The organism is uncultured Apibacter sp. (assembly GCF_946479295.1).
In the GTDB taxonomy this organism is placed as follows: domain Bacteria; phylum Bacteroidota; class Bacteroidia; order Flavobacteriales; family Weeksellaceae; genus Apibacter.
In genome coordinates, this window is sequence record NZ_CAMLFD010000001.1 from 518,998 (window position 1) to 533,513 (window position 14,516).

Below are 14,516 nucleotides of genomic sequence, written 5' to 3' on the forward strand. Positions count from 1 at the left end.
TTGTTTGAGATTCTTAAATTAATTCAAGTATGGAAAATTTTAAAATATCTCCTGTAAATATAAGTCTTTAGTGAAATCATTATCTGATCTATTTTTTCTAGAATTAAGCAGTTTTTTCTAGAAAAGTTTTAAAATAAAGAAAAAAGCGCTCCCTTGATATTAGGAAACGCTTTTTGCATTGAAATCAAATTTATTATTTTTTTATAAATCTATATTTCTTATCTCCGTTAGATGTTTGAATCTTTATAACATATGGACCGGATTTTAAATCACTTACATTGATCTCATTAGATGATAAGCTTTCATTGATAACTTCTTTACCTGAAAAATCATATATGATTATTGATTTTACTTTCAGATCTGATTGTGTTTTTAAATGTAATACATCTTGTACCGGATTCGGATAAATACTAATTTTATCAACTCCATTTAAAATTTCAGATGAAAGCTCATTTGAATTTGTGAATGTAATGGACACATAATTTATTTGAGCACCCTCTAATACTTGCCATGTTTGATTTTCATTTTTTCTAGCAAAAATCCTTACCCTATAGGTTCCACTTGGAACTTCACTCGGAAAATGTACGTTAACTGAATATATTGAATAATAATAACTAGCTCTTAAATTAATGGTCTTCTGACCAAGGATGTATTTTAATGAATCATTTTCGTCCGTTAATACTATAGCAATATTTCCTGTAAAATTTTCACACCCACTATTCCCAAATGAAAATTTAAGATATAAGTTATCATTTATATCTACCTGGCTCTTATCTGTAGAAAATGGGGTATTATCTAGCAAAGATAGATTATGGGATTTTACTCCATCTAATACTTCTATTATATTATTTGCCTCCACACTTTTAGATGTTTTGATGCAATTATAGTTATCTCCATTTTTTTCAACAATTTTTAATCGGTATTTACCTGAAGGAATATTACTGCCTATGGAGTAATAATTTTTATTATAGTTGGTAAGGTTATTACCCTCATTTAGTATCGTAACAATATTTCCATTCAAATCACATAAAGCTAAATACAATTTATTATAATCAATTGTATTTCCTATACTTATATTAAATATTGTTTGTGATTCAAAAAAACATTCTTCTTTATATACTTTATTTTTAGAAATTGTAAATTTATCCACAAAATATCGAGCAACTTTTTCTCCCCCTTCATTAGGTTTGATATTTAAACCTATACTTTGTGTATACTTATAATTTAAAGGCGCATTAGAGTTATAATATCCGTTCATATAGCCGCTCCATCCAAAATTAAAATGAAATAATCCATTGGAATCATATCCATCACAAACAAATGCATGACCTGCTTTTGTGTCTGTATAACCAGAATAATAAATTGGCCTACCATTATTTAATTCGTTTACTATCAAACTATTCCACTCATCGTCATTTATAATTATTTCACTTACGTTACTATAATATTTACCTCTTATCACATAGTCAATTCCTTGATCATAATTAAAATAAGTGTAAAGAGATTGTAAAGCATCTTCATTATAAGCTCCACTCCCATTTATACCATACTGCATTTTAACACTCGCCCCAATATGATACATTAAAAGGCCTACTGCTTTAGCTTGTTCAGGAGTATAGCCTATACTGTAATCATTTAACATATCCGACCATTGATAGGTGTATTGAGTAAGATCAATTTCAGGTAAATTATAGGTTTCATTGTTTGAAGGATCTACAGTTTTATAAGCAGGAATTTTACCGATTCCGGATATAGGATATTGATGAAATTTCATAATTTGAGCAATAGCCGTAGCAACACAACCGGTATAAACACGATAAGGTATTTGACTATTATAAGGAGCTCCTTGATCCCATTTAGTTTTAATAAGTGGTTGAATTTCTGTAAATCTAGCTCTAATATTTTTTGCACTACTTCTATAAGCTTCCCATTCCGATTTTATCTCTTGAGTAGGATTTATTGAATTATCAAAAGCATGTTGCATTCCCATTTCTACAGACTTCATCCAAGATTTAAAGTTTTCCGGAAGATGATTCACATCATATGAACCTGTTTTTGAATATCCTATTATGGGATAATTAATATCATCTGCCGAAATGATTATGAAGCCCTGCTTATTTCCTATGTTATATACATAGTAATATTTTTCAACTTGTCCTTTCTTATTTTTTATATCTTGATTGAATCCTGTATACACTAAATCCAGATCAAATCCGGCATTTCTTTGCTGATAAGACACGTAATTACTTATGAAATTTTCAGCAATTTGTTTCGCTTCTTTCTGATCTATTTGTTTAGACCATAGTATTAAATTAGTTAATACAAGTAGTAATGAAAAAAATAATCGTTTATTCATAATAAAATTTTTTAAATTATTTTCAAATGTAATAAAAAAACTATAATTTATTCAAATATGTTCTATAAAAAAATAAATTATAACATTATTTTTAAATATAAATACCAAATATTAGCAATTATATAATTAGTGTCTTTTTTTTATTTGTTTTATATCATCATTCTTAGTAAAAATTTCATATACCTATTAATAATAAAAGGGTAAAGACTTTTCTTTACCCTTTTAATTCTTGAATAGATATTTTTTTATTATATCCTGAATTTATTTTTAATCCAAAATTGAACCTTTCTTTTTGAACAATTTTACTTTTTAATAAATTTATAATTTTTAATCCCTTTGGAAGTTTGAATTTTTATAATATAAATACCTGATGTCAAGCTACTTACATTAATCTCATTAGATGATAATCTTTCATTGATAACTTCTTTACCCGAAAAATCATAAATTGTCGCAGATTTTATTTTTATATCTGATTGCGCTTTTATATGTAATATATCTTGTACCGGGTTCGGATAAATATTGAATTCATTAGTAATATTCAAATCTTCGTTTGATAAATTGTTGATATTTGTAATCGTAATAGGTACATAATTTATTTGAGCTCCTTCTAATACTTGCCATGGTTGATTTTCATTTTCTCTAGCAAAAATCCTTACTCTATAGGTTCCACTTGGAACTTCATTGGAAACAGATACATATAAATAATATTTATTAAAGTAGTAACCGGACCTTATATTTATGTTTTTTCGACCAAGAATATATTTCAACTCATCATTTTCATCCGTTAATACTATAGCAATATTTCCAGCAAAGTCTTTACAATCGCTATTCCCAAATGAAAATTCAAGATATAAATCATCATCTGTGCTTACCTGGCTCTTATCTGTAGAAAATGGAGTATTATCTCGCAAAGATAGATTATGGGATTTTACTCCATCTAATACTTCTATTATATTATTTTCCTCCACACTTGTAGATGTTTTGATGCAATTATAGTTATCTCCATTTTTTTCAACAATTTTTAATCGGTATTTACCTGAAGGAATATTACTGCCTATGGAGTAATAATTTTTAATATAGTTGGTAAGGTTATTACCCTCATTTAATATCGTAACAATATTTCCATTCAAATCACATAAAGCTAAATACAATTTATTGTAATCAATTGTATTCTCTATACTTATATTAAATATTGTTTGTGATTCAAAAAAACATTCTCCTTTATATACTTTATTTTTAGAAATTGTAAATTTATCCACAAAATATCGAGAAACTTTTTCTCCTCCTTCATTAGGTTTGATATTTAAACCTATACTTTGTGTATACTTATAATCTAAAGGTGCATTAGAGTTATAATATCCATCCTGATAGCCGCCCCATCCAAAATTAAAATGAAATAATCCATTGGAATCATATCCATCACAAACAAATGCATGACCTTCATTTGTATCTGTAGAACCAGAATAAAAAATTGGCCTACCATTATTTAGTTCGTTTACTATCAAACTATTCCATTCATCATCATTTATAATTATTTCACTTACTTTATCATAATATTTACCTCTTACCACATAGTCAATTCCTTGATCATAATTAAAATAAATGTAAAGAGATTGTAAAGCATCTTCACTAAAAGCTCCACTCCCATATTTACCATATTGCATTTTAACACTTGCTCCAATATGATACATTAAAAGGCCTACTGCTTTAGCTTGTTCAGGAGTATAGTCGATACTGTATTCATTTAACATATCCGACCATTGATAGGTGTATTGGGTAAGATCAATTTCAGGTAAATTATAGGTTTCATTGTTTGAAGGATCTACAGTTTTATAAGCAGGAATTTTACCGATTCCGGATATAGGATATTGATGAAATTTCATAATTTGAGCAATAGCCGTAGCAACACAACCGGTATAAACACGATAAGGTATTTGACTATTATAAGGAGCTCCTTGATCCCATTTAGTTTTAATAAGTGGTTGAATTTCTGTAAATCTAGCTCTAATATTTTTTGCACTACTTCTATAAGCTTCCCATTCCGATTTTATCTCTTGAGTAGGATTTATTGAATTATCAAAAGCATGTTGCATTCCCATTTCTACAGACTTCATCCAAGATTTAAAGTTTTCCGGAAGATGATTCACATCATATGAACCTGTTTTGGAATATCCTATTATGGGATAATTTACATCGTCCGCCGAAATGATTATAAAGCCTTGCTTATTCCCTATGTTATATACATAGTAATACTTCTCAACTTGTCCTCTCTTATTTCTAACATCCTCATTGAGAGCCGTATAAACTAAATCCAAATCAAATCCGGCATTCCTTTGCTGATAAAACACATTGTTACTTATGAAATTTTCAGCAATTTGCTTTGCTTCTTTCTGATCTATTTGTTTAGACCACAAGAGTAGATTATTTAATACCAGTAATAATGAAAAAAATAAACGTTTATTCATAATATTATTTTATATAATTATTCTCAAATATAGCTAATAAGCTAATATTTATCCACATATAGTATACAAAAAAATATATCATAATATTATTACGAATAAATTCTTTATATATTAACAATTAGATAACTTATGTTTTTTTCAGTTGTTTTATATCATCATTCTTAGTAAAAATTCCATATACCTATTAATAATAAAAAGGGTAAAGACTTTTCTTTACCCTTTTAATTCTTGAATAGATATTTTTTTATTATATCCTGAATTTATTTTTAATCCAAAATTGAACCTTTCTTTTTGAACAATTTTACTTTTTAATAAATTTATAATTTTTAATCCCTTTGGAAGTTTGAATTTTTATAATATAAATACCTGATGTCAAGCTACTTACATTAATCTCATTAGATGATAATCTTTCATTGATAACTTCTTTACCCGAAAAATCATAAATTGTCGCAGATTTTATTTTTATATCTGATTGCGCTTTTATATGTAATATATCTTGTACCGGGTTCGGATAAATATTGAATTCATTAGTAATATTCAAATCTTCGTTTGATAAATTGTTGATATTTGTAATCGTAATAGGTACATAATTTATTTGAGCTCCTTCTAATACTTGCCATGGTTGATTTTCATTTTCTCTAGCAAAAATCCTTACTCTATAGGTTCCACTTGGAACTTCATTGGAAACAGATACATATAAATAATATTTATTAAAGTAGTAACCGGACCTTATATTTATGTTTTTTCGACCAAGAATATATTTCAACTCATCATTTTCATCCGTTAATACTATAGCAATATTTCCAGCAAAGTCTTTACAATCGCTATTCCCAAATGAAAATTCAAGATATAAATTATCATCTGTGCTTACCTGGCTCTTATCTGTAGAAAATGGAGTATTATCTTGCAAAAATAGATTATGGGATTTTACTCCATCTAATACTTCTATTATATTATTTGCCTCCACACTTTTAGATGTTTTGATGCAATTATAGTTATCTCCATTTTTTTCAACAATTTTTAATCGGTATTTACCTGAAGGAATATTACTGCCTATGGAGTAATAATTTTTAATATAGTTGGTAAGGTTATTACCCTCATTTAATATCGTAACAATATTTCCATTCAAATCACATAAAGCTAAATACAATTTATTGTAATCAATTGTATTCTCTATACTTATATTAAATATTGTTTGTGATTCAAAAAAACATTCTCCTTTATATACTTTATTTTTAGAAATTGTAAATTTATCCACAAAATATCGAGAAACTTTTTCTCCTCCTTCATTAGGTTTGATATTTAAACCTATACTTTGTGTATACTTATAATCTAAAGGTGCATTAGAGTTATAATATCCATCCTGATAGCCGCCCCATCCAAAATTAAAATGAAATAATCCATTGGAATCATATCCATCACAAACAAATGCATGACCTTCATTTGTATCTGTAGAACCAGAATAAAAAATTGGCCTACCATTATTTAGTTCGTTTACTATCAAACTATTCCATTCATCATCATTTATAATTATTTCACTTACGTTACTATAATATTTACCTCTTACCACATAGTCAATTCCTTGATCATAATTAAAATAAGTATAAAGTGATTTTACAGCATCTTTACTAAAAGCTCCACTCCCATTTATACCATATTGCATTTTAACACTTGCCCCAATATGATACATTAAAAGGCCTACTGCTTTAGCTTGTTCAGGAGTATAGCCTATACTGTAATCATTTAACATATCCGACCATTGATAGGTGTATTGAGTAAGATCAATTTCAGGTAAATTATAGGTTTCATTGTTTGAAGGATCTACAGTTTTATAAGCAGGAATTTTACCGATTCCGGATATAGGATATTGATGAAATTTCATAATTTGAGCAATAGCCGTAGCAACACAACCGGTATAAACACGATAAGGTATTTGACTATTATAAGGAGCTCCTTGATCCCATTTAGTTTTAATAAGTGGTTGAATTTCTGTAAATCTAGCTCTAATATTTTTTGCACTACTTCTATAAGCTTCCCATTCCGATTTTATCTCTTGAGTAGGATTTATTGAATTATCAAAAGCATGTTGCATTCCCATTTCTACAGACTTCATCCAAGATTTAAAGTTTTCCGGAAGATGATTCACATCATATGAACCTGTTTTGGAATATCCTATTATGGGATAATTTACATCGTCCGCCGAAATGATTATAAAGCCTTGCTTATTCCCTATGTTATATACATAGTAATACTTCTCAACTTGTCCTCTCTTATTTCTAACATCCTCATTGAGAGCCGTATAAACTAAATCCAAATCAAATCCGGCATTCCTTTGCTGATAAAACACATTGTTACTTATGAAATTTTCAGCAATTTGCTTCGCTTCTTTCTGATCTATTTGTTTAGACCACAAGAGTAAATTATTTAATACAAATAATAATGAAAAAAGTATTATTTTCCTCATAGTTAATTTTTTTTTAAATGTAGTTAATTTTTTTTTAATTATACTATCAATAAATATTTAATTGATTATAATAAACCGTTTTTCTTCTGATAAATTTATTGAATATTAAAACTATATTTATTGAAATCAATAGAGCTAAAAGTAAATTAATTATCACAAAATAATAATAAAAGATGAAACAATTTTTTCGATCTTTTATTTTTTATAAATAATTTTAAATGATAAGATTTAATTTTATTCAAGAAAATAAATGATCTATCTGTTTTTCTTGTTATTTATTATTTCTTAAAGAGTTTCTTTTAACCACTTAAAAAATTCTTTTTGCCAGATGATTCCATTTTGAGGCTGTTGCACCCAATGACTTTCTTCAGGGAAAAACAAAAGTCGACTTTTTATTCCTTTTAATTGTGCTGCTTGAAAGGCTTCTAGACCTTGGGTATACGGTACCCTATAATCTTTACCTCCATGAATTATTAAAATGGGAGTATCCCAATTTGAAATTAATTTAATAGGATTAAAGTCTTTATATGCTTTATGTTGAGGATTTTCCCAATAGGCACCCCCTATATCGTGATTAGGGAAGAAAATCTCTTCTGTTGACCCATACATAGATTCTAAATCAAAAACTCCACAATGTGAAATAAAGGTTTTAAACCTCTTTTGATGAATCCCTGCCAGATAATATACTGAATATCCTCCATAGCTAGCTCCTACTGCTCCTAATCGATTTTTGTCAACATAAGATTCTTTAGAAACTTCATCTATAGCAGATAAATAATCCTTCATGGGTTGTCCTCCCCAATCTCCTGAAATTTCTTCATTCCACTTTATGCCAAAAGAAGGCAACCCTCTTCTATTAGGAGCTACTACAATATACCCTTGAGAAGCCATAATCTGAAAATTCCAACGGAAGCTATAAAATTGTGACACGGTACTTTGAGGTCCTCCCTGACAATATAATAAAGTGGGATACTTTTTATCCTTATCAAAATCAGGAGGAAATATGACCCAAACCAACATTTTTTTTCCATCAGTTGTATCAATCCATCTTTCCTCAACTTTGCACATGTTTATTTTTTTATAACTTGCATCATTTACTGAGGTGAGTTTAGTCTGTTCTCCCTTTTTTATATCTACTTTATAAATTTCTGAAGCATGGTTCATATCCTGACGTTCCCCTACTAGAAAATCTCCCGCTAAATGTATGCCTACATAGTCATGCTGACCTTTAGTTATTTGCCTTATTTTCTTCGTTTTTATATCAAGCTCGAAAAATTGTTGTGTAGCATTAATACCTGCTAAAAAATATATTTTATTACCTTCTTTACTCCAAACATAATCTATAACAGTATTATCCCATTCAGATGTTAAATTTATTGTTTTTAGGGTCTTAAAATCATAAATCTTTATATCGTTTTTATCGGATTCATACCCATCTGTTTTCATTGATAACCAAGCTAACATTTCTCCTTTCGGGCTAAATTTTGGATTAGTATCATATCCTTTATTTTCTGCGGTTATATTTTGTGTTTCTTGTGAAGATAAATCGTAAAGGTAAATATTTGTATTAGTTGAAATTGCATCTTGTGTTCCGAAAAGTTTTTTTGACTGATATACTAAATATTTACTATCCAGAGAAAATGAATAAGCTTCTGAATTATATTTTTCACCTTTATTGATATCTAATACTTCTCCATCTGAAGTACCAATGAAAAGATGCTGAAAATTACCGTCTTTCCAACTATCCCAGTGTCGATACATTAAATGATCATAAACTTTAACTTCAGATTTTTCTAATTCCGGATATAGATCGGTCCCTTCAACTTTTTCCAGCTTTACAGGTTTTGAAATTGCAAAATATTTGGTATCATTAGAATACAATAATCCGGAGAGAATTTCATTTTCTTTATTTAGTTTTTCAATATTCTTGGATTTTAAATCATAAGAGAAGATATCTTCTCCCATTGAATATATAAAAATATCATTGGATTGAAAAGATACCGCCTTTTTCTTTTCCTTATTTTGAGTAAGTTGATTGACTTTCCCGTTTACATCTAGGTGATATAAATCTCTAGAACTTTTATTTTCTTTAAGGTCGTAATACTGAACTCCATAAATAATATCTCCTCTATTATTCACAGCATCTATGGATACCCTTCCAAGACTCCATAATGATTCCGGAGTCAAATTTTGTTTTTGTGCCATGGTAAAAACACCAATTAAAATTGTTACAAGTAAACTACTTTTTTTCATTATTATCTTTTTCCTAATTTTAACAATAAATTTCAAATTTAACATTTTCTTAAGCAGATAGCATATTCAAAGAACACTTTATTTTTCAATAAAAATATTTTATCTTACAAATTTTATATTGGCACAATTATTTCACGTGCGTAGATATAATATAAATATTTAGTAATCATGGCAATTTTAGTATTATTGAGACACGGCCAGAGCGTTTGGAATCTTGAAAATAAGTTTACAGGATGGGTTGACGTAGAGTTATCCGATAAAGGGAAAGAAGAAGCTAAAAAAGCTGGAGACCAGCTTAAAGGGTTGCATTTCGATTATGCATACTCATCTGCTTTAAAAAGAGCACAAGAGACATTACAAATTGCTTTACAGGAAGCAGGTATAAAAAATGTCCCTACAAAGTTTGATAAAGCATTAAATGAAAGAATGTACGGCGACTTACAAGGATTGAATAAGGCAGAGACTGCTAAAAAATTTGGGGATGAGCAAGTACATATATGGAGAAGGAGTTATGATGTTGCTCCTCCTAATGGTGAAAGTCTTAAAGACACAGCAGAAAGAGTTATTCCTTATTTTGAAAGTGAGATAGTGCCAAAAATTAAGCAAGGAAAAAATATAATTATTGCTGCACACGGTAACAGTTTACGAGCCTTAGTTATGTTTTTAGAAAAAATGACACCTGATGAAATTATTAAATTTGAAATTGCTACAGGTGCTCCTAGATTGTATGAATTAAATTCTGATTTACATGTGTTAAAGGTTAAAAACCTCTAATGTTATTTGCATAATATTATAGATGCTCTTTTCATAATAAGTTATTTCCATTAAATAACTTTTCTCAAATATTTAACTAAAATATGGTCCTGTTTTTATAAGAAAACGGGACTTTTAATTTATTATTATATTCATCTTCATTTTAATGTTTCTATTATTTTACAAATAGTTTCAATTGTCGCTATTCTCAATTTAATAATAAATTAATGTGTTTCCATAAGCCTTATATAATTTTCAAGAATATAAAAAACTGCTATTAATATTATCGTATTCTTTTTAACTTTATTTTACATTTGGTAAATACATTTTTTCACATACCCGCGTTAAATATTTTTGGTTTTATTTATATTAATTAAAAATAATTTATTTTTATTTTATTTTATATATTTGCTAAGCAAATGCTATATCTAAAGTTAAATACGAAATTCATTTGTCAATTTGACAGATTATGAAACAGCACAAAAACTTTTAACAATATAAATATCAACGAATTGTATATATTTTTATTTATTTATCAATAGTTTTTTTAAGGCAATTACCGTATACTCTATATTAATTTAAATCCTTATAACACAAATTATACATTCTTCCTAGTACGAATTTAAAATTACTGTTTATTATAGACCAATTTATTAAATAGAAATTTTTGAATTAAATAACTATCATTGAATTTTTAACTGAATTATATGATCGTAAAATGAAATTTAAAAAAATTACTATATCTGTAGTAAAAAATGTAAAAACTTCAAATTAATGATTATGATTGATTATAAATTACAGTTATTTTTAGAAAAAGAATTGTTATCCATATGGGAGAATAGAATAGAGTTTAAATTAGAGATGAAACTATATAGAGATTTTGGGTTATTCGGTTACGATGTAGATTATTTTCTTAAGCGCTTTACCAAAGAGTTTAATGTTACAATAAGTAGTAGTTTTAAGTTTAATGAAAGGTTTTATCCTGAAAATGAATCTTTATCTGATATATTAAGAAGCCTATTTCAAAAAACTATAAATTTATTTCTTCATAAATCTTTTTATGAAAAAGAATTAAAAGACCTTAGTATAATGGAATTACAAGAGGCTATAAATAATGGAATATTGAATTAAATTTTGATACCTTTTTGAGTAAGTTTTAGGAATTACATTTTTGTTCATTTTTCTAATTTGCAGGCTTATTTAATATACTTTTCCTAGTATGTATTTTATTTATTCATATAAGTTTTTCAATTTAATAATATAAGGATATTAAAAAAATAAAATAAAAAACCTCAACTATATTTTAAAGATAATTTCTAAAAATTGTGTTTGGTTAGAAATTACCTACACATACGAAAGAATGAACTACTATATCCATACGCTACACCCAAGGGAAATCGATGCCTCAATCAAATAGATAAATAAAATAAAAGAGGTAAAGGTTATAGGAATGTGGAAAAACGCCCCGTCCGTTGTTTTCACTTCTTTACATGCAAAGAAATTATTCAGAGTATTGACCCAAATAAATATTACGAAGTTAATTAAAAACTAATAAAAACCAATTACCTAAATATAACCCAAAATTTCCAAATAAAACCTTTTAACATCTATTTTTAATTAGGGAATATTATTATAACACAACAAAGCTCAAAAAGTGCGTAAAAATATTTAAAATAAAGTTCGTTGTATTTTCCTCAAAATTACTGTAAATAATGTTAATCTACTAGCATTTAATATATATTATTATGAAAGAATCCTAATTAAACACGAAAAAAAACCTTTAAATATTATTGTTTAGGTTTGAATAGCAAAGTTATTGGATTGTAGTTACCGAACCATACAAAATTATATATGTACAGAAAATCGGAAAGAAAAAAGAAATATGCTAAAAATGTAGTTTTCTCTGTAAAAGCCGGATAACAATATTATCCGGCTTTATTCTTTTTCAATATACAGTAATCCGTTTATCTAAATGTTCTAAATCAGACAAATCATTTTTAGTAACTATTACTGTTACATAACTATCGCTGTCAATATCCAGATTAACCAATACATAATTAATCGTTCTCTTTAATAAAGGATTTATAAAAGCTAATATTTCTCCTGCATCCAATTCATCTGTATCTTGGTCGAGGTCAAAAGAAAAAGAAAGGTTATGTTTATCAAGCAATACATCTAACTCCGATTCTATTTCCGCTATGGTAGCTTTCCAATCTACTTCAAAAGCATAATGTTTATCTATTAAAAAATCAACCAGTATAAACCATAATAAATCATTTTCTTTATTCAATTCTCTTTCGTTATTCTCAATAAATTTATCAGGATTTGTATAGGTATAATTAAGTTCTGACCTTATTTGCTTTAAGTCATCAGGATTGGTTACTATTTTCCTTGCTATGTTTATATACTTTTCCATCTTCTTAGTCTTTCCAATGTACCATATCGTACGGGTAATACTGCTGTTCCTTTAATGAACTGTCATCTAACTGCAAAATCTTGGCAACTGCTCCGCTCTCAAAGCTCCAATAGCCTGTATGTATGTTAAATTTACTTTTATGCGCATTATACCAGCCCATATCGGAATGTCCTTTGTACCATTTCTTTTGAAGATAATTTTTTAATAGCTCCAATGCCTTGTATTTATCGGTAAAAGATACCCCGATTACCTCGCTTAAATTTTTGTAAGGAACAGGGAACTCAAAACGGGTGGTTTGTTTGCTCCATTGGGTTGCGCTGTGCTGTAATAGAAAATCAACCAGATAATCATTGAGATTATCCCGTTCTACCAAAGATTTTAGTTTGTCAAATATCTCTTTTTCTACCTCTAACATGATTCCGATAGATAAAGTCCATATCATTTCTATATAACCATTTGATTTTTTCCAGCTTTGCTCCATTGATTCTATAAGGGAATAATAAATTGGCTCTATTTTTTCCATATTTTCTCCTTTTGAATACTCTGCTAAAAATAAATTATATTTATATGAAAATATATCATCATAAGAATACTGAATAGCTTCTATATTAGGTCTTCTATATAATTGTATTCCTTTTTTTTCGCTTTCTTTTAATTTTTCTATTTCTTTTTTTATTTTTAATATGGTTTCCATATCAAAATCTATAATTTCCTGATAATTCTCTTGGGTGCTTAGTCTATCTCTTATTTTCATATTTATTGACTTAATTTCAATTAGTTAAAAATTTCATAAATTCCATTTACCTATTTTATTTCCATCTGCATCTAATTTATAAGTAGTTACTTTTCCAGTTTCATCTATTTCTGATAGTACTTTATCTACTTCTCCTTTTCTTATCGCTTCTTTTATATTTTCCGCTTTCTTTTTACCCACTTGTTTTTGAAGCCGTTCATTTCCTTTTATCCAATCATCAGACATTTGCTTTCCGTCTTTAGTTTTTTTCAATTTACCAGTTCCGTATTTTGCTTCATTAATAATATATTTGGGAGGCGGTTTACTGTTTTCGTAAATGCCGTCTATTCCCTGCCGTAACTTATCGTTGAGGGTTGAGGGCGGATTATTTCCTATAAGGGTAAGATTTTTATTCCTACTCATATTCATATGGGATGCCATTTCTCCAAAATTTCCTTTCTGTTTAGAAGTTGCTGTAAGCGGATTAAAAGTCCTCATTGCCCTTTTAAGATCTGCCAATCGATTTCCCGTCTTTACAAATCCCAAAGCCCCTGCTTTGAGCTTACTCATCCAGTTAAAAGCAGTTGCTGCTACCTGTGCCAACCGTTCAGCTCCGATTAAGGCTTTTGCCCCTGTGGTTGCTCCTTTAAGGACTAATCCTGCTCCTTTGGTTCCTGCTAAGGCTTCTACTACTGCATATTGAAGTTGTCCATAACTTTCTCCAACTTCCCCCATATTTCCCCTCTTTACATCTTCCCAAGCGTTTCCTGCGGTTTTCTTTACTCCATCTACCAGATTGTCCTTTGTCTGCTTAAAGTCTGTACCAAAAACATTGTCTAAAGATTGTAAAGTGGTATCACCCATCAATATCCCTGTCACCGGGCTGGAATAAGCTGCTCCTATAACTGCCAGTTTTCCCATTCCTTTCCATGTGTCCGCTTTCCACATATCAGAGGTAAGGAAATTCCAAGTACCCTCCATCCCTTTTTTTAATCCCTGTCCTACTCCTTCGGTAAACTTATTATCATCCGCACAAAACAAATCTATCACTTTTCCAAAAGGGGTAGTTAAAACTG

General features: G+C 28.4%; 9 protein-coding genes. 2 read left to right on the top strand and 7 right to left on the bottom strand.

Going from position 1 to position 14,516, the window contains the following annotated elements; all coding sequences use genetic code 11:
- Positions 1-193 precede the first annotated feature (193 nt).
- The 4 genes from Q0T35_RS02480 to Q0T35_RS02495 form a co-directional block, all read right to left on the bottom strand.
- Positions 194-2,356 (bottom strand): thiol protease/hemagglutinin PrtT, encoded by a 2,163-nt coding sequence (locus Q0T35_RS02480; protein ID WP_295840808.1) that lies wholly within the window; start codon positions 2,354-2,356, stop codon positions 194-196.
- 302 nt (positions 2,357-2,658) lie between these two features.
- Positions 2,659-4,821: a thiol protease/hemagglutinin PrtT gene (locus Q0T35_RS02485; RefSeq protein ID WP_295840810.1), complete on the bottom strand. Its 2,163-nt coding sequence runs from the start codon at positions 4,819-4,821 to the stop codon at positions 2,659-2,661.
- A gap of 301 nt (positions 4,822-5,122) precedes the next feature.
- The gene (locus tag Q0T35_RS02490) at positions 5,123-7,285 is read right to left on the bottom strand and encodes a thiol protease/hemagglutinin PrtT (RefSeq protein ID WP_295840811.1); all 2,163 of its coding nucleotides are present in this window, start codon (positions 7,283-7,285) and stop codon (positions 5,123-5,125) included.
- A 285-nt stretch (positions 7,286-7,570) separates the two neighbouring features.
- Positions 7,571-9,538 carry a S9 family peptidase gene (locus Q0T35_RS02495; RefSeq protein WP_295840813.1) on the bottom strand — a complete coding sequence of 656 codons (1,968 nt, stop codon included), beginning with the start codon at positions 9,536-9,538 and terminating at the stop codon, positions 7,571-7,573.
- Positions 9,539-9,706: 168 nt separating this feature from the next.
- Between Q0T35_RS02495 and Q0T35_RS02500 the strand changes: the two genes are divergently transcribed.
- Together Q0T35_RS02500 and Q0T35_RS02505 are read left to right on the top strand one after the other, a co-directional pair.
- On the top strand, positions 9,707-10,312 hold the full coding sequence (locus tag Q0T35_RS02500; protein ID WP_295813128.1) for a 2,3-bisphosphoglycerate-dependent phosphoglycerate mutase: 606 nt from the start codon (positions 9,707-9,709) through the stop codon (positions 10,310-10,312).
- Positions 10,313-11,071: 759 nt separating this feature from the next.
- Positions 11,072-11,422, top strand: a complete 351-nt coding sequence (locus Q0T35_RS02505) for a DUF1493 family protein (protein ID WP_295840816.1) — start codon at positions 11,072-11,074, stop codon at positions 11,420-11,422.
- 814 nt (positions 11,423-12,236) lie between these two features.
- On the opposite strand, the gene Q0T35_RS02510 is transcribed toward Q0T35_RS02505, so the two are convergent.
- The 3 genes from Q0T35_RS02510 to Q0T35_RS02520 form a co-directional block, all read right to left on the bottom strand.
- Complete coding sequence (locus Q0T35_RS02510; RefSeq protein WP_295840818.1) at positions 12,237-12,707, bottom strand: DUF6630 family protein; 471 nt, start codon at positions 12,705-12,707, stop codon at positions 12,237-12,239.
- 4 nt (positions 12,708-12,711) lie between these two features.
- The gene (locus tag Q0T35_RS02515) at positions 12,712-13,461 is read right to left on the bottom strand and encodes a PoNi-like cognate immunity protein (protein WP_295813119.1); all 750 of its coding nucleotides are present in this window, start codon (positions 13,459-13,461) and stop codon (positions 12,712-12,714) included.
- Between the two features lie 33 nt (positions 13,462-13,494).
- A partial coding sequence (locus tag Q0T35_RS02520) for a hypothetical protein (protein ID WP_295840820.1) occupies positions 13,495-14,516 on the bottom strand: 1,022 nt, incomplete at its 5' end.

What these genes read in the sequence shown, in the direction of transcription:
- Q0T35_RS02505 (WP_295840816.1), top strand. Translation starts at nt 11,072, where the DNA reads ATGATTGATTATAAATTACAGTTATTTTTAGAAAAAGAATTGTTATCC.
- Q0T35_RS02510 (WP_295840818.1), bottom strand. Translation starts at nt 12,707, where the DNA reads ATGGAAAAGTATATAAACATAGCAAGGAAAATAGTAACCAATCCTGAT.
- Q0T35_RS02495 (WP_295840813.1), bottom strand. Translation starts at nt 9,538, where the DNA reads ATGAAAAAAAGTAGTTTACTTGTAACAATTTTAATTGGTGTTTTTACC.
- Q0T35_RS02485 (WP_295840810.1), bottom strand. Translation starts at nt 4,821, where the DNA reads ATGAATAAACGTTTATTTTTTTCATTATTACTGGTATTAAATAATCTA.
- Q0T35_RS02515 (WP_295813119.1), bottom strand. Translation starts at nt 13,461, where the DNA reads ATGAAAATAAGAGATAGACTAAGCACCCAAGAGAATTATCAGGAAATT.
- Q0T35_RS02500 (WP_295813128.1), top strand. Translation starts at nt 9,707, where the DNA reads ATGGCAATTTTAGTATTATTGAGACACGGCCAGAGCGTTTGGAATCTT.
- Q0T35_RS02490 (WP_295840811.1), bottom strand. Translation starts at nt 7,285, where the DNA reads ATGAGGAAAATAATACTTTTTTCATTATTATTTGTATTAAATAATTTA.
- Q0T35_RS02480 (WP_295840808.1), bottom strand. Translation starts at nt 2,356, where the DNA reads ATGAATAAACGATTATTTTTTTCATTACTACTTGTATTAACTAATTTA.